Source organism: Cellulosimicrobium sp. 22598, from assembly GCF_052044445.1.
Classification (GTDB): Bacteria; Actinomycetota; Actinomycetes; order Actinomycetales; family Cellulomonadaceae; genus Cellulosimicrobium; species Cellulosimicrobium cellulans_G.
In genome coordinates this window covers 467,422-491,393 of record NZ_JBQEMZ010000001.1, presented here as the reverse complement: position 1 = coordinate 491,393, position 23,972 = coordinate 467,422, and the positions used below count along the sequence as shown (strand labels likewise).

20 protein-coding genes are annotated in these 23,972 nt (G+C 73.6%); 15 read left to right on the top strand and 5 right to left on the bottom strand.

Annotated elements, in window-relative coordinates; all coding sequences use genetic code 11:
* Together ACTJIY_RS02270 and ACTJIY_RS02265 are read left to right on the top strand one after the other, a co-directional pair.
* Positions 1–375, top strand: coding sequence for an OB-fold nucleic acid binding domain-containing protein (locus ACTJIY_RS02270; RefSeq protein WP_087471902.1), 375 nt, complete (start codon positions 1–3; stop codon positions 373–375).
* 114 nt (positions 376–489) lie between these two features.
* Complete coding sequence (locus ACTJIY_RS02265) at positions 490–1,422, top strand: DUF3159 domain-containing protein (RefSeq protein WP_440672956.1); 933 nt, start codon at positions 490–492, stop codon at positions 1,420–1,422.
* 27 nt (positions 1,423–1,449) lie between these two features.
* Here the strand turns inward: ACTJIY_RS02265 and ACTJIY_RS02260 are convergent, their stop codons facing one another.
* Both ACTJIY_RS02260 and ACTJIY_RS02255 read right to left on the bottom strand, forming a co-directional pair.
* The gene (locus ACTJIY_RS02260) at positions 1,450–2,178 is read right to left on the bottom strand and encodes a potassium channel family protein (RefSeq protein ID WP_353709390.1); all 729 of its coding nucleotides are present in this window, start codon (positions 2,176–2,178) and stop codon (positions 1,450–1,452) included.
* Positions 2,178–2,831: a potassium channel family protein gene (locus tag ACTJIY_RS02255; RefSeq protein ID WP_087472929.1), complete on the bottom strand. Its 654-nt coding sequence runs from the start codon at positions 2,829–2,831 to the stop codon at positions 2,178–2,180. The genes ACTJIY_RS02260 and ACTJIY_RS02255 overlap by 1 nt, the downstream gene beginning before the upstream one ends.
* Positions 2,832–2,925: 94 nt before the next feature.
* Here ACTJIY_RS02255 and ACTJIY_RS02250 point away from each other — a divergent pair, with 94 nt between their 5' ends.
* The 5 genes from ACTJIY_RS02250 (at position 2,926) to ACTJIY_RS02230 (ending at position 10,444) form a co-directional block, all read left to right on the top strand.
* Positions 2,926–4,929, top strand: a complete 2,004-nt coding sequence (locus ACTJIY_RS02250; RefSeq protein ID WP_253049123.1) for an APC family permease — start codon at positions 2,926–2,928, stop codon at positions 4,927–4,929.
* Between the two features lie 116 nt (positions 4,930–5,045).
* The gene (locus ACTJIY_RS02245; protein WP_440672957.1) at positions 5,046–6,434 is read left to right on the top strand and encodes a class I SAM-dependent RNA methyltransferase; all 1,389 of its coding nucleotides are present in this window, start codon (positions 5,046–5,048) and stop codon (positions 6,432–6,434) included.
* Positions 6,435–6,534: 100 nt separating this feature from the next.
* Positions 6,535–6,783: a hypothetical protein gene (locus ACTJIY_RS02240; protein WP_440672958.1), complete on the top strand. Its 249-nt coding sequence runs from the start codon at positions 6,535–6,537 to the stop codon at positions 6,781–6,783.
* A gap of 209 nt (positions 6,784–6,992) precedes the next feature.
* A complete protein-coding gene (gene acnA / locus ACTJIY_RS02235; protein ID WP_440672959.1) occupies positions 6,993–9,746 on the top strand; it encodes an aconitate hydratase AcnA in 2,754 nt (917 codons plus the stop codon).
* Positions 9,747–9,964: 218 nt separating this feature from the next.
* Complete coding sequence (locus ACTJIY_RS02230) at positions 9,965–10,444, top strand: DUF1801 domain-containing protein (RefSeq protein ID WP_440672960.1); 480 nt, start codon at positions 9,965–9,967, stop codon at positions 10,442–10,444.
* Positions 10,445–10,462: 18 nt separating this feature from the next.
* Here ACTJIY_RS02230 and ACTJIY_RS02225 read toward each other — a convergent pair whose 3' ends face one another.
* The gene (locus ACTJIY_RS02225; protein WP_353709384.1) at positions 10,463–11,170 is read right to left on the bottom strand and encodes an NUDIX hydrolase; all 708 of its coding nucleotides are present in this window, start codon (positions 11,168–11,170) and stop codon (positions 10,463–10,465) included.
* Positions 11,167–12,618 (bottom strand): GuaB1 family IMP dehydrogenase-related protein, encoded by a 1,452-nt coding sequence (locus ACTJIY_RS02220; RefSeq protein ID WP_253049140.1) that lies wholly within the window; start codon positions 12,616–12,618, stop codon positions 11,167–11,169. The genes ACTJIY_RS02225 and ACTJIY_RS02220 overlap by 4 nt, the downstream gene beginning before the upstream one ends.
* A 203-nt stretch (positions 12,619–12,821) precedes the next feature.
* On the opposite strand from ACTJIY_RS02220, the gene dxs reads away from it, so the two are divergent.
* On the top strand, positions 12,822–14,735 hold the full coding sequence (dxs, locus tag ACTJIY_RS02215; protein ID WP_253049143.1) for a 1-deoxy-D-xylulose-5-phosphate synthase: 1,914 nt from the start codon (positions 12,822–12,824) through the stop codon (positions 14,733–14,735).
* 70 nt (positions 14,736–14,805) lie between these two features.
* Positions 14,806–15,468, top strand: coding sequence for an HAD family hydrolase (locus ACTJIY_RS02210; RefSeq protein WP_440672961.1), 663 nt, complete (start codon positions 14,806–14,808; stop codon positions 15,466–15,468).
* A gap of 40 nt (positions 15,469–15,508) precedes the next feature.
* On the opposite strand, the gene ACTJIY_RS02205 is transcribed toward ACTJIY_RS02210, so the two are convergent.
* Positions 15,509–16,606, bottom strand: coding sequence for a carboxylate-amine ligase (locus ACTJIY_RS02205; protein WP_253049152.1), 1,098 nt, complete (start codon positions 16,604–16,606; stop codon positions 15,509–15,511).
* A 380-nt stretch (positions 16,607–16,986) separates the two neighbouring features.
* On the opposite strand from ACTJIY_RS02205, the gene pflB reads away from it, so the two are divergent.
* The 6 genes from pflB (at position 16,987) to ACTJIY_RS02175 (ending at position 23,943) form a co-directional block, all read left to right on the top strand.
* Positions 16,987–19,299, top strand: coding sequence for a formate C-acetyltransferase (pflB, locus tag ACTJIY_RS02200; RefSeq protein ID WP_440672962.1), 2,313 nt, complete (start codon positions 16,987–16,989; stop codon positions 19,297–19,299).
* 20 nt (positions 19,300–19,319) lie between these two features.
* Positions 19,320–20,312 carry a pyruvate formate-lyase-activating protein gene (pflA, locus tag ACTJIY_RS02195; RefSeq protein ID WP_440672963.1) on the top strand — a complete coding sequence of 331 codons (993 nt, stop codon included), beginning with the start codon at positions 19,320–19,322 and terminating at the stop codon, positions 20,310–20,312.
* A gap of 132 nt (positions 20,313–20,444) precedes the next feature.
* Positions 20,445–21,065, top strand: a complete 621-nt coding sequence (locus tag ACTJIY_RS02190) for a GrpB family protein (protein WP_440672964.1) — start codon at positions 20,445–20,447, stop codon at positions 21,063–21,065.
* A 64-nt stretch (positions 21,066–21,129) separates the two neighbouring features.
* A complete protein-coding gene (locus ACTJIY_RS02185) occupies positions 21,130–21,333 on the top strand; it encodes a ribbon-helix-helix protein, CopG family (protein WP_085388029.1) in 204 nt (67 codons plus the stop codon).
* 1 nt (position 21,334) lies between these two features.
* A complete protein-coding gene (locus ACTJIY_RS02180; RefSeq protein ID WP_440672965.1) occupies positions 21,335–21,724 on the top strand; it encodes a type II toxin-antitoxin system death-on-curing family toxin in 390 nt (129 codons plus the stop codon).
* Positions 21,721–23,943 (top strand): DEAD/DEAH box helicase, encoded by a 2,223-nt coding sequence (locus ACTJIY_RS02175; RefSeq protein WP_440672966.1) that lies wholly within the window; start codon positions 21,721–21,723, stop codon positions 23,941–23,943. Before ACTJIY_RS02180 ends, ACTJIY_RS02175 begins: the two co-directional genes overlap by 4 nt.
* Positions 23,944–23,972: the final 29 nt, after the last annotated feature.

Below are 23,972 nucleotides of genomic sequence, written 5' to 3'. Positions count from 1 at the left end.
ATGGCCCCCACCCTGCGGGACGCCTGGCGCACCGCTCTCGCCTCCCAGGAGGAGCTCGCCGCCGACGAGGAGCGCTCCGAGGCCGCACGGCAGAAGGGCTGCCGCGCCGTGTCCGAGCTGCCCAACCGCCGCCGGGCCAAGATCTCGGGCGTCCTCCGGTCGGTCGTGCTGCGTCCGCGCGAGGGCGTCCCGACGGTCGAGGTGGAGCTGTTCGACGGCTCCGGCGTCGTGGACCTCGTGTGGCTGGGCCGTCGTCGCATCGCGGGGATCGAGCCCGGCCGTCGCGCCCTCGTCGAGGGCCTGGTGTGCGACGTCGACGGTCGCCGCACCATCTTCAACCCGCGCTACGAGCTCCTCGCCAAGCCGGGGGAGTGACCTCGCGCCCGCCCGCGCGGCGGTGCCGTACGATCCTGCGGACGTGCGGTGGCCGATCGGGCCGCACGCCCGGACCGTGACCGACCGATCCCGAGCCACCGAGGACGCCACCAGATGACGACCAGCAGCGACGCGAGCGGCGGTCCCGCGGACGGCCGTCCCGGCCCCGGGCAGGCTCCGGAGGGGATCGCTCACGACGCCGAGGTCGCGGAGACGGTCGTCGACGACGTCGCCGCGCCCGAGGACGGTCGCGCCCGGGGCGTCCGCGCGCTCGCCGGGCAGGACTTCTCCGTGGCCGACGCGATCGGGGGCGTGCGCGGGCTCGTCGAGTCGGTCGCCCCGGGCCTCGTCTTCGTCGTCGTCTACGTCGCCACGACGAACCTGCGGTGGGCGCTCGTGACCTCGGTCGCGGCGGCGCTGATCGCCGTCGCGGCGCGACTGGTCCAGCGCACTCCCGTCACGCAGGCGTTCGGCGGTCTCCTGGGCGTCGGCATCGGCGTGGTCTGGGCGTGGCGCTCGGGCGAGGCGCAGGACTACTTCGCGTGGGGCCTGTGGACGAACGCCGCCTACCTCGTCGCGCTCCTCGTCTCCGTCCTGGCCCGCTGGCCGCTCGTCGGGCTCGTGGTCGAGGGCTTCCGCAGCGGCTTCGGCGCGGGCGGCGCGTCCGGGTCGGCCGGGACGACGGCGGAGGGGACGCCCGACGCGGCCGCCGCCCCGGACGCCTCGGCCGAGCAGCCCGTGGGGGCCGCGACGTCGGCCGCAGCACCTGCTGACGCGAACGGCGGCGAGCCCGGCGCGTTCGCCCGCTGGGCCCGCGCCTGGCGGTCCGACCGGGCCCTGATGCGCCGGTACACCGCCGCGACGTGGCTCTGGATCGGCCTGTTCGCCGCCCGGCTCGCGGTCCAGGTCCCGCTCTACCTCGACGGCGACGTCGGCTGGCTCGGCACCGCGCGCCTCGTCATGGGCATCCCGCTGTGGGCCCTCGTCCTGTGGCTCACGTGGATCCTGGTGCGCCGGCCGCACGGCGCGGCGGCCCCGTCGGCGTAGAGCCGACGACCGCGGCCGCGCGCCCCGTCAGAGAAGGGTGTCGTCGGCCTCGGGCGCCTCGACGGGCGCGTCCGGAGCGGTCGGCTCCACCTCGGTCCGGCCGGCGAGGAGCCGGCCGAGGGCACCCTCGTCCGCCTCGTCGCCCGTGACGAGCAGCAGCTCGTCCCCGGCCTCGAGCGTGTCGTCCTGGCTGGGCGCGATCGGCCGCGTGCCGCGGACGATCGCCGCGAGCACCGTGTCCGCGGGCCAGCTCACCTCGCCGACCCGGTGACCGACGAGCGGCGAGGTCGGCGGCAGCGTGACCTCGAGGATGTCCGCGCCGGACTGGTGGAACGTGAAGATGCGGACGAGGTCGCCGACGGCGACGGCCTCCTCGACCATCGCGGTCATGATGCGGGGCGTCGAGACGGCGACGTCCACGCCCCACGACTCGTCGAACATCCACTCGTTCTTCGGGTTGTTCACGCGGGCGACCGTGCGGGGCACCCCGAACTCGGTCTTGGCGAGGAGCGACACGACGAGGTTCACCTTGTCGTCGCCCGTGGCCGCCACGATGACGTCGCACTCCTCGACCTTGGCCTCGGCGAGCGTCGAGAGCTCGCACGCGTCGGCGAGCAGCCAGTCGGCCTCCGCGACCTGGGCGACCCGCATGGCCGCCGGCTGCTTGTCGATCAGCATGACCTCGTGGTCGTGGCTGAGGAGCTCGCGGGCGATCGAGCGGCCGACCGAGCCCGCCCCGGCGATCACGACGCGCATCACTCGGCCTCGACCTTCGGGGCGTGGGTGAGCTTGCGTTCGACGACGGCGGCCTGCTCGTCGTCCATGAGCACGTGCAGCACGTCGTTCTCCTGCAGGACGGTGCGGTCGGTGACGAGGACCCCGTCGCCGAAGCGGCTGACGAACGCCACGCGAGCGCCGGTGGCGTCCTCGATGGCGCGGACGGTGCGCCCGACCCAGTCGGGGTGGAAGTCGACCTGCGCGAGCCGCACGCGCCCGGACGGGTCGCGGTACTCGTCGGTCGCGCCGAACGGGAGCATGCGGCGCAGCACCTGGTCCGCGGTCCAGCGCACGGTCGCGACCGTGGGGATGCCGAGGCGCTGGTAGATCTCCGCGCGCTGGGGGTCGTAGATGCGGGCCACGACCTTCTCGACGCCGAACGTCTCCCGCACGACGCGCGCGGAGAGGATGTTCGAGTTGTCGCCGTCGGAGACCGCGGCGAACGCGTAGGCCTCCTCGATCCCGGCCTGCACGAGCGTGTCGCGGTCGAACCCGACCCCGGTCACCTTCTTGCCGGTGAACTCGGCCGGGAGGCGCCGGAACGCGTCGGGGTTCTGGTCGACGACGGCGACGGAGTGGCCGCTCGACTCGAGAGACTGGGCGAGCGTCGCGCCCACGCGGCCGCAGCCCATGATGACGAAGTGCACGCACCGAACGCTACCGCTCGCGGCGCGGTCGGGCGCGCACCAGCGCGACCGGGCGCCGTCGGGCATAGCATGTGGCCTCGTGTCGGAGATCGCTGATGCCGCGAAGCGGCTGCTGCTCGGGCGGCCGGTCCGCAGCGAGCACCTGGGGCACACGCTGCTGCCCAAGCGTGTAGCCCTGCCCGTGTTCGCGTCCGACGCCCTGTCGTCGGTCGCGTACGCCCCGGACGAGATCCTCCTGACGCTCGCCCTCGCAGGCCTCAGCGCGACGATGATCTCGCCGTGGGTGGGCCTCGCGGTCGTGGTCGTGCTGCTGACCGTCGTGGCGTCGTACCGCCAGAACGTGCGCGCCTACCCCTCGGGCGGCGGCGACTACGAGGTCGCCACGGTCAACCTCGGCCCGACGGCGGGAGTCGGCGTCGCGTCGGCGCTCATGGTCGACTACGTCCTCACCGTCGCCGTCTCGATCTCGTCGGGGGCGCAGTACGCGGCCAGCGCCATCCCGGCGCTGCGCGACCACGAGGCGGCCTTCGCGATCGGGCTCGTCGTCGTCCTCACGCTCGTCAACCTGCGCGGGGTCAAGGAGTCCGGGACGTTCTTCGCGATCCCGGTCTACCTCTTCATGCTGGCCATCGGCACGACGGCGATCGTCGGGTTCTTCCAGTACGTCACCGGCAACCTCGGCCCGGCGGAGAGCGCGGAGTTCGAGCTCACGGCGGAGAGCGGGTTCGACCAGGGTCTGATCGGCATCGCGGGCGCGTTCCTCGTGGCCCGGGCGTTCGCCTCCGGCTGCGCCGCCCTGACCGGCGTCGAGGCCATCAGCAACGGCGTCCCGGCGTTCCGCAAGCCCAAGTCGCGCAACGCCGCCACGACGCTGGCCCTGCTGGGTGGCATCTCCGCCGTGATGATGATGTCGATCCTCTTCCTCGCGCGCGCGACCGGCGTGCACTACGCCGAGGACCCGCACACGCAGCTCTCGCTGAACGGGGAGCCGCTGCCCGTGGACTACGTGCAGCACCCGGTGATCGGGCAGCTCGCCGAGACCGTGTTCAGCGGGGCGCCCGTGCTCTTCTACGTCGTGTCCGCGGTGACGGGGCTCATCCTCGTGCTCGCGGCGAACACGGCGTTCAACGGCTTCCCCGTCCTCGGCTCGATCCTCGCGAAGGACGGCTACCTGCCGCGCCAGCTCCACACGCGCGGCGACCGGCTCGCGTTCTCCAACGGCATCATCACGCTGGCCGTCGCGGCGATCGTGCTCATCTGGGCGTTCGACGCGCAGGTCACGCGCCTCATCCAGCTCTACATCGTCGGCGTGTTCGTGTCGTTCACCCTGTCCCAGCTCGGCATGGTGCGGCACTGGACGCGCGCGCTGCGCACCGAGCACCAGCCCCGCGAGCGGGCACGCATGCGGCGCTCGCGCGTGGTCAACACGGTGGGTCTGGCGATGACCGGGACGGTCCTCGTCATCGTCCTCATCACGAAGTTCACCCACGGCGCCTGGATCGCGATCCTCGCGATGGCGCTCGTGTTCGTGCTCATGAAGTCGATCCGCAAGCACTACGACAGGGTGCGCGACGAGCTCGCGCTCGGCGACGAGGCCGCCGCGGCCCGCGCCCTGCCCAGCCGCGTGCACGCGATCGTCCTCGTGTCCAAGATCCACCGCCCCACGATGCGGGCGCTCGCGTACGCACGGGCGTCGCGCCCGTCCGTGCTGGAGGCCGTCACCGTCGGGGTGGACTCGGAGGACGTCGAGGACCTCATGCGGCAGTGGGAGGCGCTCGACCTCCCGGTCCCGCTGCGCGTCCTGGACTCGCCGTTCCGCGAGATCACGCGCCCGGTGCTGTCGTACGTGCGCTCGGTCCGCAGAGAGTCGCCGCGCGACCTCGTGGTCGTCTACATCCCCGAGTACGTCGTGGGCCACTGGTGGGAGCAGCTCCTGCACAACCAGAGCGCGCTGCGCCTCAAGGGCCGCCTGCTCTTCACGCCGGGCGTCGTCGTGGCGTCCGTGCCGTGGCAGCTCGCCTCGACCGAGGGGCAGACCGGGCTCGAGGGCGAGGGGTTCCGCCAGCGCTTCACCGGGTACTGATCCCCGCGCGGCCACGGTCGTGACCCGGGCCCGTTCCCGAGGGGGGAGCGGGCCCTCGGCGTGCGCGGAGCGGCGTCCCGGCGGGTGCGTCGGGCCGGGTCCGGGATACTGGGGGCATGCCGTCCTCCTCGCGTGGTCCTGCCGTGCCCTCCGACCGACCGTCCGACCCCTTCGCCGACCGCCGTGCCGCGCGGGGTGGCCGACGCACGACCCGTCGCGCGGCGGGGCGGGCGACGCGACAGTCGGCACGGGTCGACCCTCGACCTGAGGTCGAGGTCGAGCTCGAGGTCGGCCCCGTCGCGCACGGCGGACACTGCGTCGCGCGGTACGAGGGTCGAGTCGTCTTCGTCCGTCACACCCTGCCCGGGGAGCGCGTGCGAGCCCGCGTCACGGAGGGCGGGGACGCCGCGAAGTTCTGGCGCGCCGACGCCGTCGAGATCCTCGAGGCGTCGCCCGACCGCGTCCCGTCGGTGTGGCCGGAGGCCGGCCCCGGGGGCGTCGGGGGCGGCGAGCTGGCGCACGTCGCGCTCGACGCGCAGCGCCGCTGGAAGCGGGACGTGCTGGCGGAGCAGCTCCGTCGGCTCGGGAAGGTCGACCTCGACGAGGTTGACCCTCAGGTAGAGGTCGAGGGTCTGCCCGGCGACGCCGAGCGCGGCGGCCTCGGCTACCGGACGCGCGTGGATCTCGTGGCCGACGGCACGGGCCGCGCGGGCATGCACCGCTTCCGGTCGCACGACGTCGTCGCGCTGGACGGCATGCCGCTCGCCACCGAGGACGTGGCGGAGCTCGCGGCGCGCGAGAAGGTCTTCACGCGCACCTGGCGTCCGGGCACGCGGATCGAGCTCGTCGCCCCGGCCGGCTCGGCGCCGGTCCTCCTCGTGGACGGCGAGCCGTGGCGGTCGGGCTCGCCCGACCAGCGCCCGAACGCGCGCCGCAGCGTGACCGAGCGTGTCGTGCTCGGCGACCGGCAGCACGAGTACCGGGTCGCGGCGGGCGGGTTCTGGCAGGTGCACCGCGAGGCACCGGCCACGCTGGCGCGCGCGGTGCTCGACGGTGCGGGGGACGTCGAGGGCGCGCGCGTGCTGGACCTCTACGCGGGTGCCGGGCTGTTCACCGCGCCCCTGGCGGCGGCCGTCGGGGCGACCGGCTCGGTGGTCGCCATCGAGGGCGACGAGCGGGCCGTGCGCGACGCGCGCCGCAACGCGCACGGGCTCGACCGGGTGGAGCTGCACCACGGCCCCGTCGAGCAGGTGCTCGCGGGCGACGAGACCGGCGCCGACGTCGTCGTGCTCGACCCGCCGCGCGTCGGCGCCGGCCGCGCCGTGGTCGAGGCGATCGCCTCCCGGCAGCCGTCCCGGGTCGTGTACGTCGCGTGCGACCCGGCCGCGCTCGCGCGCGACGTCGCCTACCTCGCCGGCCACGGCTACGGGCTCGCGTCCCTGCGCGCGCTCGACCTCTTCCCGATGACGCACCACTTCGAGGCCGTCGCGGTCCTGACGCGCTGACGTCGCCGGACGCGCTCGGCCCTGCGCGAACCCGGGTACGCCGGAGCGCGTGCCGGGAGGACGATGAGAAGACGGTCGGACGAGCGGGACGGTGAGGGACGTGACGAGCACCAGCACGACGAGCGAGACCACGGCGAGCGGGACGACGGCGGTGACGGCTCCGGCGGGGGACCGGGCGTTCCCCGTGCCCGACGACGTGCGCGACGTCGTCGGCGTCGGCGTCCTGCTGCCGAACGGACGGCTCGCCGGGCGGAGCTTCGCGTCGCGCGCCGAGGCGGAGGCGTGGGCGCGCCCCGACGAGGGGGAGCAGGTCGTCGAGCTCAACCTGCTGTGCGACTGCGACCTCTGAGCGGATGGGACGGCCATATATCTTGACGTCAAGATATATGGGGTATGCTGGTCGCGGTGCAGGTCGCAGCGGGTCGTGGACGAGCCGCCGACCACCGCTAGGGCGGTCCTCCGGGCCCGGCCTGAGCGGCGCGCCGGCCCGGCGTAGGCTGGGCGAAGCCCCCTGAACCATGGCATCCGTGCCACCGTCTCGCCACGAAGGAGCTACGAGTGAGCAGCGTCGACACGTTCGGGTCGAAGGGAACGCTGGAGGTCGGTGAGAACTCGTACGAGATCTTCCGCCTGTCCGCCGTCGAGGGTGTCGAGCGCCTCCCGTACAGCCTGAAGATCCTTGCCGAGAACCTCCTGCGCACGGAGGACGGCGCCAACATCACGGCCGACCACGTGCGCGCGCTCGCGTCGTGGGACCCGGACGCGCAGCCCGACACCGAGATCCAGTTCACGCCCGCGCGCGTGATCATGCAGGACTTCACCGGCGTGCCCTGCGTCGTCGACCTCGCCACCATGCGCGAGGCCGTCGCGGAGCTCGGCGGCGACCCGTCGCGCATCAACCCGCTGGCACCGGCCGAGATGGTCATCGACCACTCGGTGCAGATCGACGTCGCGGGCCGCTCGGACGCGTTCGAGCGCAACGTCGAGTTCGAGTACCAGCGCAACCACGAGCGCTACCAGTTCCTGCGCTGGGGCCAGACGGCGTTCGACGACTTCAAGGTCGTCCCCCCGGGCACCGGCATCGTGCACCAGGTGAACATCGAGTACCTCGCGCGCACGGTCATGACCCGTGAGGTGGGCGGCGTGCTGCGCGCCTACCCGGACACGTGCGTCGGCACCGACTCGCACACGACGATGGTCAACGGCCTCGGCGTGCTCGGCTGGGGCGTCGGCGGCATCGAGGCCGAGGCGGCCATGCTCGGCCAGCCCGTCTCGATGCTCATCCCGCGCGTCGTGGGCTTCAAGCTCAACGGTTCCATCCCGGCGGGCGTGACCGCGACCGACGTCGTGCTCACCATCACGCAGATGCTGCGCCAGCACGGCGTGGTCGGGAAGTTCGTCGAGTTCTACGGCGCGGGCGTCGCCCAGGTGCCGCTCGCGAACCGCGCGACGATCGGCAACATGAGCCCCGAGTTCGGCTCGACCGCCGCGATCTTCCCGATCGACGGCGTGACGATCGACTACCTGCGCCTCACGGGTCGCAGCGACGAGCAGCTCGCGCTCGTCGAGGCGTACGCCAAGGAGCAGGGCCTGTGGCTCGACCCCGCCTCCGACAGCTACGTCGAGCCCGTCTTCTCGGAGTACCTCGAGCTCGACCTCGCGACGGTCGTCCCGTCGATCGCCGGCCCCAAGCGCCCGCAGGACCGCATCGAGCTCTCGAACGCGAAGTCGGCGTTCGAGCGCGACCTGCCCACCTACGCGCCCGAGGTCCGCGACCTCGTCGACGAGGCGGAGAAGGAGTCGTTCCCGGCGTCCGACTCGCCCGCCATCACGCCCAACGGCCGCAAGACCGTGAGCGTCACGGACACGGACGGCAAGACGTTCGACCTGTTCCACGGCGCCGTCGCGATCGCGTCGATCACGAGCTGCACCAACACCTCGAACCCGTCGGTCATGCTCGCCGCCGCGCTCCTCGCGAAGAAGGCGGTCGAGAAGGGCCTCGAGGCCAAGCCGTGGGTCAAGACGTCCATGGCCCCGGGCTCGCAGGTCGTGACGAACTACTACGAGAAGGCCGGCCTGTGGCCGTACCTCGAGAAGCTCGGTTTCCACCTCGTCGGCTACGGGTGCGCGACGTGCATCGGCAACTCGGGCCCGCTCGACGAGAAGATCTCGGAGGCGGTCAACGAGCACGACCTCGCCGTGGTGTCGGTCCTCTCCGGCAACCGCAACTTCGAGGGCCGCATCAACCCCGACGTGAAGATGAACTACCTCGCGTCGCCGCCGCTGGTCATCGCGTACGCGCTCGCGGGCACCATGGAGTTCGACTTCGACCACGACCCCCTGGGCCGGGACGAGGCGGGCCACCCCATCTTCCTGCGCGACATCTGGCCGACGCCGGACGAGGTCCAGGCGACGATCGACGCGTCGATCGACCGCGACATGTTCACCAAGGACTACGCGGACGTCTTCACGGGCGACGACCGGTGGCGCGCGCTCGAGACGCCCGAGGGCGACACGTTCGCGTGGGACGCCGAGTCGACCTACGTGCGCAAGCCCCCGTACTTCGAGGGCATGGGCATGGAGCCGTCGCCGGTCACGGACATCTCCGGCGCGCGGGTCCTCGCGAAGCTCGGTGACTCGGTCACGACCGACCACATCAGCCCCGCGGGCGCCATCAAGGTGGACTCGCCGGCCGGGAAGTACCTCGCCGAGCACGGCGTCGCGCGTCGCGACTTCAACTCCTACGGCTCGCGCCGCGGGAACCACGAGGTCATGATCCGCGGCACGTTCGCGAACATCCGCCTGCGCAACCAGCTCCTCGACGACGTCGAGGGCGGCTACACCTTCAACTTCGTCAAGGGCGCGCAGGACACGATCTACGACGCCGCGCAGGACTACGCCGCGCAGGGCACCCCGCTCGTCATCCTGGGCGGCAAGGAGTACGGCTCCGGCTCGTCGCGCGACTGGGCGGCCAAGGGCACGGCGCTCCTGGGTGTCAAGGCCGTCATCACCGAGAGCTTCGAGCGCATCCACCGCTCGAACCTCATCGGCATGGGCGTCCTGCCGCTGCAGTTCCCGGCGGGCGAGAACGCCGGGTCGCTCGGCCTCGACGGCACGGAGACGTTCGACATCGCCGGCATCACGGCGCTGAACGACGGCTCCACGCCCGCGACCGTGAAGGTCACCGCGACCAAGGCCGACGGCACGACGGTCGAGTTCGACGCGGTCGTGCGCATCGACACCCCCGGCGAGGCGGACTACTACCGCAACGGCGGCATCCTGCAGTACGTGCTCCGGTCGCTCGTCGCCTGACCCGGTCCGGCCCGACGGCGCACGCGCACCCCGGCGGGGCGCTCACCTCTCGAGGTGGGCGCCCCGCCGTCGTCTCCGGACGGCGCGCCGATCTCGCCCTGAGATCGGCATGCTCGGTCGAGGTCGGCACGTCCGGCCGACATCGGCGGCCACGATCGCCGAACCGTCACCGGAGTGCCGATCTCGCGCGTCGCCGCCTTGCGGCGAGAGACTGGGGCATGGGTACCGAGAACATGACCCGGCCGAGCGGCGCGGACGTCGAGGCGTTCCTCACGGCGGTGGAGCACCCCGTCCGGCGCCGCGACGCGTACCGGCTCGTCGAGCTGATGGGACGGGTCACGGGGGAGCCCGCGCGGATGTGGGGCTCGTCGATCGTCGGGTTCGGCACCTACCACTACCGCTACGCGAGCGGTCGCGAGGGCGACATGGCGGCGGCGGGCTTCTCGCCGCGCAAGGCCGCGACGACCGTGTACCTCATGGACGGCGTCGACGCCCACGCCGCGCTCCTGGAGCGGCTCGGCCCGCACACCGTCGGCAAGGGCTGCCTCTACGTCAAGGACCTCGACGCCGTCGACCTCGACGTGCTCGAGGAGATCGTGCGCCGCTCCTCCGCGACGCTCACGGACGACCCCGCGTTCGGCAGGCGGCTCTCCGGTCCGACGGCGCAGGATCCGACGGCGCAGGGGCCCTCCTCCTGACGCGAGGGTGCCGCCGGGTCAGAGCGGGGCGTCGAGCGTGCGGGTCCGGTCCCAGGGCTCCGTCCAGCCGAGCCGGTCGAACAGCGCGTCGAGGATCCCGCCCGTGAACCCCCAGACGAGGTGCTCGCGCCCGTCGGCCTCGACGAGGAAGCCGGGGCTCTTGTGCACCCGGCGGTCGCGCCGCACCGTCACCGTGCGCCGCCGCTCGGGGTCGAGGAGGTCGGCGACGGGTACGCGGAACACGTGCGCGGACTCGGCGGCGTCCACCGCGCGGACGGGCGTGGGCCGCGACCACCACGCCAGGACCGGGGTGACGAGGTGGTTGCTCACCGGCACGGGCAGCTCGCCGAGCGTCCCGAGCACGTCGACGCCGTCGGGCTCGAGCCCCGTCTCCTCCTCGGCCTCGCGCAGCGCGGCGCCGACCGGGCCCGCGTCCTCGGGCTCGAGGCGGCCTCCGGGGAAGGCGACCTGGCCGGGGTGGTGGCCGAGCGTCGCGGCGCGCGCGAGCAGGAGCACGTCGAGGTCGCGGGGCACCGAGGCCGCGGCGTGCTCCGCGGGGACGCGGTCGAGCGCGCCGAACAGCAGGAGGACGGCGGCCCCACGGGCGTCGGCGCGCAGGGCGCCGACGGCGTGCCGCCACGGCTCGGGCCAGGCGCCCCCGTCGCGCGCGAGCGCGGCGAGCTGCTCGCGCGCGGCCGGGCGCGAGCCCGCCGGGTCGGCGGTCACCAGCTCACCGGGAGCGGGCGGCCCTCCTCGTAGCCCGCGGCGGACTGGATCCCGACGACGGCGCGGTCGGCGAACTCCGCGAGGCTCGACGCGCCCGCGTAGGTCGCGGAGCTGCGCAGCCCCGACGTGATCTGGTCGAGGAGGTCCTCGACGCCCGGGCGCTGCGGGTCGAGGAACATGCGCCCCGAGCTGATGCCCTCCTCGTAGAGCGCCTTGCGCGCACGCTCGAACGGCGACCCGCCCGCGGTGCGCGCCGCGACCGCCCGCGCCGACGCCATGCCGAAGCTCTCCTTGTAGAGCCGACCCGTCCCGTCGTCGTGCAGGTCGCCGGGGGACTCGTACGTCCCCGCGAACCACGAGCCGATCATCACCTGCGAGGCACCCGCGGCGAGCGCGAGGGCGACGTCGCGCGGGTGGCGCACGCCGCCGTCGGCCCAGACGTGCTTGCCGAGCTCGCGCGCCGCGGCGGCGCACTCCAGGACGGCGGAGAACTGCGGGCGCCCCACGGCGGTCATCATGCGCGTCGTGCACATCGCGCCCGGGCCGACGCCCACCTTGACGATGTCGGCGCCCGCGGCGACGAGGTCGCGCACGCCGTCCGCGGTCACGACGTTGCCCGCGACCACGGGGACGTCCGGGCCGACGGAGCGCACGGCGTCGAGCGCCTGGAGCATCTTGGCCTGGTGGCCGTGCGCCGTGTCGACGACGAGCACGTCGACGCCGGCCGCCAGGAGCTCCTTGGCCTTGGCGGCGACGTCGCCGTTGATCCCGACGGCGGCTCCGACGCGCAGGCGGCCCGCTGCGTCGAGCGCGGGTGCGTAGACGGACGAGCGCAGCGCGCCCTTGCGCGTGAGGACGCCGACGAGCGCCCCGTCGCGCGTCACGGGCGCGACCTTGAGGCGCGCGCTGTGGAGCTGCTCGTAGGCCGCCTCGAGCCCGGCGCGACCGCCGTCGAGGACGGACGCGTCGAGGACGAGGGGGTCGGTGGTCATGACCTGGTGGACCTGGGTGAAGCGGTCGACGTCGGCGCAGTCGGCCTCCGTCACCACGCCCACGGGCCGGCCGTCGTCCACGACGACCGCCGCGCCGTGCGAGCGCTTGCCGATGAGGGTGAGCGCCGTGTGCACGGTGTCGTGCGGGCCCACGACCACGGGCGTCTCGATGACGGGGTCCTTGGACTTCACGTCGGCGACCACGTCGGCGACGACGTCGGTCGGCACGTCCTGCGGGATGATCGCGACGCCTCCGCGGCGCGAGACCGTCTCCGCCATGCGTCGGCCCGCGACGGCGGTCATGTTCGCGACGACGACGGGGATCGTGGTCCCCGTCCCGTCGGCGGAGGAGAGGTCGACGTCGAAGCGCGAGGCGACCTCGGAACGCGACGGGACGAGGAAGACGTCGCCGTACGTGAGGTCGGTCGCGGGGGACTGGCCGGGCAGGAAGCGCATGCCCCCATCCTACGAGGTCGGAGCCCGTCGTTGTCCGCAGTGCGGAAGTGAGATTCCACGAACGGGTGGTCCGTGCGTCGGGCGCCGGAGTGTGCGTCAATGGCGTGAAGGTCCCGTCGCCCCGCGCACCGCTGCGCAGGTCACCTGCCCGGACGGCCTAGAGTTGTCGGGCTGGTCGCACGGGAACGGAACGGAGCATCTGCATGAGCCTGCTTGGCACGATCACCTCGCCCGAGGACGTGCAACGGCTGACCCTCGAGCAGACGCGGGAGCTCGCCGGCGAGATCCGTGCGTTCCTCGTCGACTCGGTCTCGCGCACCGGCGGGCACCTCGGTCCGAACCTCGGGGTCGTCGAGCTGACGATAGCGATGCACCGCGTGTTCTCGTCGCCGACCGACACGTTCGTGTTCGACACGGGCCACCAGTCCTACGTGCACAAGCTCCTCACCGGGCGCCAGGACTTCTCCGCGCTGCGCAAGCAGGGCGGCCTGTCCGGCTACCCGTCGCGCGCCGAGTCCGACCACGACGTCGTCGAGAACTCGCACGCGTCGACCGCGCTCTCCTGGGGTGACGGCATCGCGAAGGCGAACGTCGTGCGCGGCCTCACCGACCGGCACGTCGTCGCGGTCATCGGCGACGGCGCCCTCACGGGCGGCATGGCCTGGGAGGCGCTGAACAACATCGCCGAGAGCCAGGACCGGCGCCTCGTCGTCGTGGTGAACGACAACGGCCGCTCCTACTCGCCGACCATCGGCGGGCTCGCGCACCACCTGTCGACGCTGCGCACCACGCACGGCTACGAGAGCTTCCTGCAGTGGGGCAAGCGCACCCTCAACCGGTCCGGCGCCCCGGGTCGGTTCGCGTACGAGTGGCTGCACGGCCTGAAGAAGGGCCTCAAGGACGTCGTCGCCCCGCAGGGCATGTTCGAGGACCTCGGCATCAAGTACGTCGGTCCCGTCGACGGGCACGACGTCGAGGCGATGGAGCACGCGCTGCGCCGGGCCAAGGCGTACGGGGCGCCCGTGATCGTGCACGCGATCACCGAGAAGGGCCGCGGCTACACGCCCGCCGAGCAGGACGTCGCCGACCGCTTCCACGCCGTCGGGAAGATCCACCCCGAGACCGGGCTCCCGGTCGCGCCGTCGCGCTTCGGCTGGACGAGCGTCTTCGCGGACGAGATCGTCCAGATCGGCCGCCGCCGCTCCGACGTCGTCGCGATCACGGCGGCCATGCTCGAGCCGGTGGGCCTCAAGCCGTTCGCGCAGGCCTTCCCCGAGCGCACGTTCGACGTCGGGATCGCCGAGCAGCACGCCGCGACGTCCGCCGCGGGCATGGCGTTCGCGGGCCTGCACCCCGTCGTCGCCGTCTACGCGACGTTCCTCAACCGCGCGTTCGACCAGGTCCTCATGGACGTGGCGCTGCACAAGGCCGGCGTGACGTTCGTGCTCGACCGCGCCGGGATCACGGGCGACGACGGCGCGAGCCACAACGGCATGTGGGACATGGCGATGCTGCGCATCGTGCCCGGCCTGCGGCTCGCCGCGCCGCGCGACGAGGAGACGCTGCGGACGGCGCTGCGCGAGGCCGTGGACGTGGACGACGCCCCGACGGTCGTGCGCTACCCGAAGGGAGCGCTCGGGGACGCGCTGCCCGCTGTCGACACGGTGGACGGCGTGGACCTGCTCGCCGTGCCGGACGACGCGCCGAAGATCGCTCCTCAGGGTGCGGCCCCCCGCGCCCGGGTCCTGATCGTCGGCCCCGGGTCCATGGCGCGTGTCGCGCTCGACGCGGCGCAGACGCTCACGGCCCACGGCGTCGACGTCACCGTCGCGTCCCCCACGTGGGTCCTGCCGATGCCGAGCGCGCTCGTCAAGCTCGCCGGCGAGCACGACCTCGTCGTGAGCGTCGAGGACGGCGTCGCCGACGGCGGCGTGGGCGCGCTCCTCGCGCAGCGCTCGCTCGAGGGCGGCGTCCGCACGCCCGTGCACGCGCTCGGCCTGCCCGCGCAGTTCCTCGACCACGCGACCCGGGACCAGGTGGCCTCGGCGTACCGGCTCACGCCGGCCGACGTCGCGCGCGACGTGCTGGACGCGCTCGCGGCACTCACCCGCGGCTGAGTCGTCGGAGCGAGGGCGCTCGTCGCGGACGCCTCGGCGGTGCGGGGGTCGTCCGGGCTAGGGTCCAGGCGTGATCTGGCTCCTCGACCTCGACAACACGCTCGTCGGCCGCGACGACGCCTTCGCCGCCTGGGCGGCCGCCGCCGTCGCCCACGCCGGTCGTGACGCGTCCGACCTCGCGGCGATCGTCGCGGCCGACCGGGGCGGGTTCGCCGTCAAGACCGACGTGGCGCGCGTCATCGTCGACCGTCTCGGCTGGGACGAGGACCTGCCCGCCGCGGTCGACCGCTTCCGCGCCGGCATCCTCGACCACGTGCGCGCGTACGACGGCGTGCTCGACCTGCTCGACGCCCTGCGCGCCGACGGCGACCTGGTGGTCGTGGTGACGAACGGGACGTCCCCCCAGCAGCGCGGCAAGCTCGCCCGCTGCGGGGTCGGGGCGCACGTCGACGCCGTCGTCGTGTCCGGCGAGGAGGGCGTCGACAAGCCCGACCCGCGGCTCCTCGAGATCGCGCTGGACCGCGTCGGTGCGACCGACGCCGACCGCGCACAGGTCTGGATGGTCGGGGACGCGGCGCACGCCGACGTCGCCGCCGGCCGGGCCGCCGGCACGCGCACCGGCTGGGTCTCCCACGGGCGCCCATGGACGGACGGGCTGCTGCCGGACGTCCTGGGGGCGACGGTGCACGACGTCGTCGCCCGCGCCCGCGCGGCGGCCCTCACCGCGCCGTAGCGCGCGCCGGGCACCCGGCCACGGGCGCCCCGGCGGGGCGTCAGGAGTGCGTGACCTCGACCGCCTGCTCGACGACCGCACGCAGGTCCCCGCCGGACGCCGCGTGCCACGCGCGCTGGCGCTGGGCGCCGTTCCCGCCGGACCAGAGGCGTCCGAGGAGCTCCGTCACGGCGTCGAGGTCGCCCGCGTCGACGAGGGCGTCCCGCACGTGCGCGACGAGCTGTCCGACGACGTCGTGCGCCGGGGCGGGACGCCAGGTGAGCGGCGAGACGAGGTCCTCCTCGAGGCCCGAGCGCCCGGCGCGCCACGACGCGGTCCGCAGGATCTCGGGGCGGAGCTCCGGGGGCGCGACGCCGTCCGCGGCCTCGCGCGCCGCGGTCTCGACGAGGCCGCGGCTGAGGGCCGCGAGGAGCGTCGCCGTGTCGGGGTCGAGGCACACGTCGGCGACGCGGATCTCGACGGTCGGGTAGCGCGACGAGAGCCGCGCGTCGAAGTAGACCATGTTCTCGTCGAGGATCGTCCCGGTCGCGACGAGGCCGTCGACCGCCGCGCGGTACGCCTCGGGCGTCCCGAACGCGCGGGTCGGGCCCGACGTCGGCCAGCGGGACCAGACCTGGGACCGGAAGCTCGCGTACCCGCTGTCCTGGCCCTGCCAGAACGGGGAGTTGGTGCTCAGCGCGAGGAGCGTGGAGAGCCACGGCCCGATGCGGTCGAGGACGGTGACCCCCTCGGCGTCGTCCGCGACGGCGACGTGCACGTGGCACCCGCTCGTGAGCTGCTCGCGCGCCGTGAGGCCGAACGCGGCGCGGGCCTCGAGATAGCGCAGGCGGGAGACGGTGGTGCCCTCGAAGGGCAGGGGCGAGGTGGAGAGCGCCGCGACCCGGGCACCGACGCGGTCCGCGGCCTCCTGGGCGCGCTGCCGTCCCGCGCGGATCTCCGTCGCGAGGTCGTCGAGCTCGCGACGCGGGTGGGTCGCGGTCTCGAGCTGCTCCTCCATGAACTCCGACTCGAGCGAGCCGGTCCCGCCGCCCTTCTCGTCGGTGCCCGACGCCTCCAGGGCCTCCGCGGCCCGGGCGACCGGATGGCCGTCGTCGCCGACGAGCAGGAACTCTTCCTCGACCCCTACGGTGCGCTTCACCCGGGCAGTCTCACACGGAAGCCGCGAGCACGTCGGGCGGGCGTGTGACGTGCGTCCGTGTCGTGCGTCACGGGCGCGTGCCGCCTCGGTCGCGCCCGGGTCCCGAGGGCTTGTGAAGGTCATCACAAGGGGTGGTCCCGACAGGGTGCGAGGGGCGAGAGAACCGCGAGATCCCGCGGTTCCTGCGGGGTCCCGCCCGGCTCGGGACCTAGGTCCCCGGACGGCCCGAAACCCCTCCGCGCGACGCCGCGTGAACCTAGCCTGGAGGTGGCGAAGGAGCCCGTCGGAACCTCGACCGAGGGCCTCCACCCGAGGCCCCCGCGAGGCCGGCGGGTCCGGCCGGCGCGCGGACCCGCGCGTCAGGCACGAGGGAGGTCCAGATGACCAGCGTTTCCGAGGCACCCGGCACGACGAGCGGCGGCCGTGCGGTGGAGGGCGGCGTCGACGCGCAGCACGACACCGCGCACGTCCCCGCGTGGGAGGGCTTCACCGACGGCCCGTGGCGCGACACGGTCGACGTGCGCGACTTCATCCAGCGCAACTACCGCCCGTACACGGGCGACGCGTCGTTCCTCGCCGGGCCCACGGAGCGCACGACGGGGATCTGGGACACGCTGTCCGCGATGTTCCCCGAGGAGCGCGAGATGGGGATCTACGACGTCGACCCCCACACGCCCGCGGGGATCACGGCGCACGCCCCGGGCTACATCGACAAGGCGCACGAGGTGATCGTCGGCCTGCAGACCGACGCCCCGCTCAAGCGCGCGATCATGCCGAACGGCGGCTGGCGCATGGTCGAGGGCGCGCTGCAGACCTACGGCTACGAGGTCGACGAGACCCTGAAGAAGGTCTTCACCGAGTACCGCAAGACGCACAACCAGGGCGTGTTCGACGTCTACCCGCCGAACGTGCGCGCGGCCCGCAGCTCGCACATCATCACGGGCCTGCCCGACGCCTACGGCCGCGGCCGGATCATCGGCGACTACCGCCGCGTCGCGCTCTACGGCGTCGACGCCCTGATCGCCGCGAAGAAGCTCGACAAGCTCGGTCTCGACACGCAGCCGTTCAGCGAGCAGGTCGTGCGCGAGCGCGAGGAGCACGCGGAGCAGATCCGTGCGCTGGGCGAGCTCAAGGAGATGGCGGCCGAGTACGGCTACGACATCTCCGGCCCCGCGACGTCGGCGCGCGAGGCCGTCCAGTGGCTCTACTTCGCCTACCTCGCCGCGGTGAAGGAGCAGAACGGCGCCGCGATGTCGCTCGGCCGCACGTCGACCTTCCTCGACGTGTTCATCGACCGCGACCTCGAGGCCGGACGCATCACGGAGTCCGAGGCGCAGGAGATCATCGACGACTTCGTCATCAAGCTGCGCATCGTGCGGTTCCTGCGCACGCCCGAGTACGACGCCCTGTTCTCCGGCGACCCGACGTGGGTCACCGAGACGATCGGCGGCATGGGCGAGGACGGGCGCCCGCTCGTCACGAAGAACTCGTTCCGGTTCCTCCAGACGCTCTACAACCTCGGCCCGGCTCCCGAGCCGAACATGACGGTCTTCTGGAGCCCGGCGCTGCCGCAGGGCTTCAAGGAATACTGCGCCCAGGTGTCGATCGACACCTCGGCCGTGCAGTACGAGTCGGACGAGCTCATCCGCCAGCACTGGGGCGACGACGCGGCGATCGCGTGCTGCGTGTCCCCGATGCGCGTCGGCAAGCAGATGCAGTTCTTCGGCGCTCGCGTGAACCTCGCCAAGACGCTGCTCTACGCGATCAACGGCGGGCGCGACGAGATCTCCGGCAAGCAGGTCTCGCCGGTGGCGGCTCCCGTCGAGGGCGACGTGCTCGACTTCGACGACGTCATGGCGAAGTTCGACGCGACGATGGACTGGCTCGCCGAGACGTACGTCGAGGCGCTCAACTGCATCCACTGGTCGCACGACAAGTACGCGTACGAGCGCATCGAGATGGCGCTGCACGACAAGGACGTGCTGCGGACCATGGCGTGCGGCATCGCGGGCCTGTCCGTCGCGGCGGACTCGCTGTCGGCGATCAAGCACGCGAAGGTCTCCGTCGTCCGCGACGAGCGCGGCCTCGTCGTCGACTACGTGACCGAGGGCGAGTACCCCACGTACGGCAACGACGACGACCGGGCCGACGCGATCGCCGTCGACCTCGTCGAGCGGTTCATGGCGAAGGTGCGCACGCACCCGACGTACCGCGACGCCGTGCCGACGCAGTCGGTCCTGACGATCACGTCGAACGTCGTGTACGGGAAGGCGACGGGCAACACGCCCGACGGCCGCCGCGCCGGCGAGCCGTTCGCCCCGGGCGCCAACCCGATGAACGGGCGCGACACGCACGGCATGCTCGCCTCGGCGCTGTCGGTGGCCAAGCTGCCGTACGACGAGGCGCAGGACGGCATCTCGCTGACCAACACGGTCGTGCCGAGCGGCCTCGGGCGCACCCAGGAGGAGCAGGTGACCAACCTCGCCGGCCTCCTGGACGCCTACATCGGGTCCGAGGGGTACCACATGAACGTCAACGTGCTGAACCGCGAGACGCTCCTGGACGCCATGGACCACCCGGAGAACTACCCGCAGCTGACGATCCGCGTGTCCGGGTACGCGGTGAACTTCGTCCGCCTCACGCGCGAGCAGCAGCTCGACGTGCTCTCGCGCACCTTCCACGGCGCGCTCTGACGAGCGCTGAGGAGCCAGCCATGACCGTCACCCTTCCCGGCCCCGCCGTCCGCCCGTCGCGCGGGTGCGGCGTCGTCGAGAGCAACCTGCCCGACGACGCCACGCGCCTCGACGTCCCGGGCGCCCCGACCTCGGCGGCCGAGCCCGCGGCGTCGGGCACGCCCGTGGGCCACGCCCGCCGGGCGGGCGCGGGCCTGGACGGGCTGACGGTCGCGGACGTGGACCGGGCCGACAAGCTCGCGGCGATGCGCGCGGGCGAGCTCGGCTCGGTCCACTCCTGGGAGCTCGTCACCGCCGTGGACGGCCCGGGGACCCGGCTCACGGTGTTCCTCAACGGCTGCCCGCTGCGGTGCCTGTACTGCCACAACCCCGACACGTTCGCGATGAAGGACGGCAGGCCCGTCACGGCGGACGAGCTCCTCGGGCGCCTCCGGCGCTACCTGCCCGTCTTCCGGGCCACCCACGGCGGGCTCACGCTCTCCGGCGGCGAGGTGCTCATGCAGCCTGCGTTCGCCGCCCGCGTGCTGCGCGGGGCCAAGGCGATGGACGTGCACACCGCGCTCGACACGTCGGGCTTCCTCGGCGCGAACGCCACCGACGCGATGCTCGACGACACGGACCTCGTGCTGCTCGACGTGAAGTCGGGCGACCCCGACACGTACACGAAGGTCACGAGCCGCGACCTCGAGCCGACCCTGTGGTTCGGGCGGCGGATCGCCGAGCGCGGGCTCACCGGCCACGCGCCCGAGGTCTGGGTGCGCTTCGTCCTCGTCCCGGGCCTCACCGACGACCCGGACAACGTCGAGAAGGTCGCCGCGTACGCGGCGTCGCTCAACGCGATCCGCCCCGGCACGGTGACACGCGTCGAGGTGCTGCCCTTCCATCAGATGGGCCGCGACAAGTGGGACGCCCTCGGGCGTACCTACGAGCTCGACGACACGCCCACGCCGTCCCCGGAGCTCACGGAGCGCGTGCGCGACCAGTTCCGCGCCCACGGCCTGACGACGTACTGACCCGACCCGCCGACGAGCGCCCGCTCGCCGAGACGTGAGAAGTGGCCCCGGACCGCCGTGCTCCCGGGGCCACTTCTCTCGTCTCGGCGGGTGCGCGCTCCCCGGGGCGGGGTCAGGTCGTAGGGTGCGCGGGTGCCTGCCGCTACCGTCGACGCCCACGACCCCCGATGGACCGACGCCGGGAGGCGGTGGACGGAGCGCGTCGCCGGCGCGCTGGCCAACCTCGCGAGCCCCGACGGCGGGGGCCCTGTCGTCGTCGAGCACATCGGGTCGACGGCGGTCCCCGGGCTCGCGGCGAAGCCGATCATCGACCTCCAGGTGCGCGTCGCGCCGCTGCCCTCCGAGGCGGAGCTCGACGCCGCGCTCGGGCCGCTCGGGTTCTCGATCGAGCGCGGCGCGCGCCCCGACTCGCCCGGCGTGTACCGGGACGTCCCGCGCCCGGGCGCCGACCCTGACCCCGAGCTCTACGCCAAGCGCCTGCTCACCCGCCCCGGTGACGAGGGTGAGCCGCCCGTGATCCTGCACATCCGGCGCCTCGACTCGCCGTTCGCGGCGTACGTCGTCGCGTTCCGCGACTGGCTGCGCGCCGTCCCCGCCGAGGCCGCGGCGTACGAGGCGACGAAGCGCAGCCTCGCCGCGCGCCACGCGGACGCCGACGACTACGACGACTACACGCGCGACAAGACGGCGTTCCTCGACGCGGCGCAGTCCCGGATGGAGCGCTGGACGGCGGAGGCCGGCAGGTCGTCGTGAGGGCGCCGGAGCGTGCCTGCGGCCGGGAGCGATACTGTGGTGATACCACGTCGGGAGGTGCGGGATGAGCGGCAACCAGATGGTCGTGCGGTTCACCGAGGACGAGAAGCGCGTCCTCGAGGCGGCCGCGGAGCGCGAGGGGCGCTCGCAGAACGAGATCGTCCGTGAGGCCGTACGACGGTACGGCGCGGAGCGCGACGCCCTCCGTGATCGACTGATCGCGGACGCGATCCGCGAGTACGGACCCGTGCTCGACAAGCTCGCCTGAGGTGGTCGCGTCGCGAGAGGTCGAGTACCTCGAGGTCGGGGACCTGCTCGCGGCGGCGCGCGCGCTGCTCGGGGCAGAGCCGGTCGTCCGCGACTGGGGTGCGCTCGACTCGGCCGAGCATCGTCCGCGCGCCTCGATGTTCGGTGAGGAGGCGTACCCGTCGCTCGACCTGAAGGCGGCCGCGCTGATGCTCTCCGTCGTCCAGAACCACGCGCTCGTCGACGGCAACAAGCGGCTCGGTCTCGTCGCCGTCGTCGTGTTCTACGGCATGAACGGTGTCGCGCTGCGTGCTCCCCACGACGACGTGTACGAGCTGACGATGTCGATCGCCGACGGTTCGACGCACGACGTGACGTACGTCGCCGAGTGCCTCGCTCGCTGGCACGCGTGACCGCGCCGCGCGCGACGCTGCCCGACGTCGCCACCGCTCGGGCGGTCGTCGCGGACGCGGACGCCCTCGCCGCGCAGCTCGCGGCGCTCTCTGCCGCGCCGGCGACGGCCCGCGACCAGGTGCGTGCCGCCTTCGGCGACAGCCGTGAGGAGAAGGTCCTGGCGCGCCTCGACACGGTGGACGTCGGCTCGCTGCGCGACGTGACGCGCGAACGGCTGCGGCTCGGGGCGCTCGCGGACGCGGGCGTGCGGACGGTCGGGGCGGTCGCGCGGCTCGGGCGCGACGGTCTGGAGCGGGTCCCGGACATCGGCCCGCAGACGGCGACGCATCTGCTCGCGGCCGCCGAGCAGGTGGCGCGCGCCGTGCGCGAGAGCCTGCGCTTCCGGATCGACCTCACGCCGACCGACCCGGTCGCGACCGCGCTCGTCCAGGCGCTGCACACGCTCGACCAGGCCGACGCCGCCGTCGCGCGGTACGGCGACCAGGTGCGCGCCGCGCTCGCCGAGCACGAGCGCGTGCGCGACGACGCGCGGGTCGCCGCGAGCGGAGCGCGTCGCCTCCTCGCCTGGGGCGAGCGCCGGCGTCGGGCGTTCGCGGCGGTGGCGACGCTCGCCGGGGTCGCGGAGCGGGCGCGGGAGACGGGGCTGGACGAGGAGGCCCGGCGCGTCACCGCGCTGCTCGCGGAGCCCGCGCGCCCCTACGACGCCTGGGCGGACTTCCGGCGCCGGTCCGCGGCGTACTACGCGCTGCTCGACGGCGTGGCCCCCACCGGGCGCGACGTCGTCGCTGCCGCCGGCCACCTGCCCGCGGAGCTCGTCGACCGCGTGCAGACGCAGGCGCTCGACGAGACCCTGCTGCGGGTGTCGTTGCGCGGGTACCAGGCGTTCGGGGCGCGCTTCGCGCTCGCCCAGCGGCGCGTCGTCCTCGGCGACGAGATGGGGCTCGGCAAGACCGTGCAGGCGATCGCCGTCGTCGCGCACCTCCTCGCGCGCGGCGCGACGCACGCGCTCGTCGTGTGCCCCGCGAGCGTCCTGGAGAACTGGGTGCGCGAGCTGCGGACGCACGCGGACGTCGCCGTGCACGTCGTCCACGGCGAGGACCGGGACGACGCGGCGGAGGCGTGGCGTGCGTCCGGCGGCGTCGCCGTCGTGACGTTCGCGGGCCTGCGCCGCGCGGGGACCGAGATCCTCGTGCCAGCGGGGTCCAGCGCCCCCGCCGTGCTCGTCGTGGACGAGGCCCACTACGTGAAGAACCCGCTCGCGAAGCGGTCCGTGGCCGTCGCGGCCCTCGCGCGGGGGACCGAGCACGTGCTCCTGCTCACGGGCACGCCCATGGAGAACCGCGTCGAGGAGTTCCGCACCCTGCTGGGCTACCTCCAGCCCGCGCTCGCCGCACGCCTCGACGCGGCCCACGGCGCGGCGGGCCCCGACGCGTTCCGGCACGCCGTCGCGCCCGCCTACCTGCGGCGCAACGCCGAGGACGTGCTCGAGGAGCTGCCGGAGCTCGTGCAGGTCGACGAGTGGGAACGGCTCGGGGCGGTCGACGGCGCGGCGTACCGCGCGGCGGTCGCGGCGGGGTCGTTCATGGCGATGCGACGAGCGGCGTTCGCGGTCGACCACCCGGAGGACTCGGCGAAGCTCCGCCGACTCGTGGAGCTCGCGCGCGAGGCGGCCGAGAACGGACGCAAGGTCGTGGTGTTCTCGTACTTCCGCGACGTGGTGGACACGGTCGTGCGCGCGCTCGGCGACCTCGCGCTCGCTCCGCTGACCGGCTCCGTGCCCGCCCGGACGCGCCAGACGATCGTCGACGACTTCACGGTGGCCGAGGTCCCGCGCGTGCTCGTGAGCCAGATCGACGTCGGGGGAGTGGGCCTCAACCTCCAGGCGGCCTCCGTGGTCATCCTGTGCGAGCCCCAGACCAAGCCCACAACCGAGGCGCAGGCCGTCGCGCGCGCCCACCGCATGGGGCAGGTCGAGACCGTCCAGGTGCACCGCCTGCTCACGGTCGACAGCGTCGACGAGCACCTCGTGCGCCTGCTCGGGACGAAGGCGCGGCTGTTCGACGCGTACGCGCGGCGCAGCGCGCTCGCCGAGGAGGTCGCGGGCGCGGTCGACGTGTCCGAGGCGTCGCTCGCGCGCGCCGTGGTCGACGCCGAGCGGGCGCGGCTCTTCGTCGACCCCGCCGTCACGTCGGTCGAGGACGCGGTCACCGAGGACTGAGCGACGGTCCGGACGCGCCGGTGCGCCTG

What these genes read in the sequence shown, in the direction of transcription:
- ACTJIY_RS02245 (WP_440672957.1), top strand. Translation starts at nt 5,046, where the DNA reads ATGCCGTCCTCCTCGCGTGGTCCTGCCGTGCCCTCCGACCGACCGTCC.
- ACTJIY_RS02265 (WP_440672956.1), top strand. Translation starts at nt 490, where the DNA reads ATGACGACCAGCAGCGACGCGAGCGGCGGTCCCGCGGACGGCCGTCCC.
- pflA (WP_440672963.1), top strand. Translation starts at nt 19,320, where the DNA reads ATGACCGTCACCCTTCCCGGCCCCGCCGTCCGCCCGTCGCGCGGGTGC.
- ACTJIY_RS02185 (WP_085388029.1), top strand. Translation starts at nt 21,130, where the DNA reads ATGAGCGGCAACCAGATGGTCGTGCGGTTCACCGAGGACGAGAAGCGC.
- ACTJIY_RS02270 (WP_087471902.1), top strand. Translation starts at nt 1, where the DNA reads ATGGCCCCCACCCTGCGGGACGCCTGGCGCACCGCTCTCGCCTCCCAG.
- ACTJIY_RS02220 (WP_253049140.1), bottom strand. Translation starts at nt 12,618, where the DNA reads ATGCGCTTCCTGCCCGGCCAGTCCCCCGCGACCGACCTCACGTACGGC.
- dxs (WP_253049143.1), top strand. Translation starts at nt 12,822, where the DNA reads ATGAGCCTGCTTGGCACGATCACCTCGCCCGAGGACGTGCAACGGCTG.
- ACTJIY_RS02260 (WP_353709390.1), bottom strand. Translation starts at nt 2,178, where the DNA reads ATGCGCGTCGTGATCGCCGGGGCGGGCTCGGTCGGCCGCTCGATCGCC.
- pflB (WP_440672962.1), top strand. Translation starts at nt 16,987, where the DNA reads ATGACCAGCGTTTCCGAGGCACCCGGCACGACGAGCGGCGGCCGTGCG.
- ACTJIY_RS02255 (WP_087472929.1), bottom strand. Translation starts at nt 2,831, where the DNA reads ATGGGCTGCGGCCGCGTGGGCGCGACGCTCGCCCAGTCTCTCGAGTCG.
- ACTJIY_RS02230 (WP_440672960.1), top strand. Translation starts at nt 9,965, where the DNA reads ATGGGTACCGAGAACATGACCCGGCCGAGCGGCGCGGACGTCGAGGCG.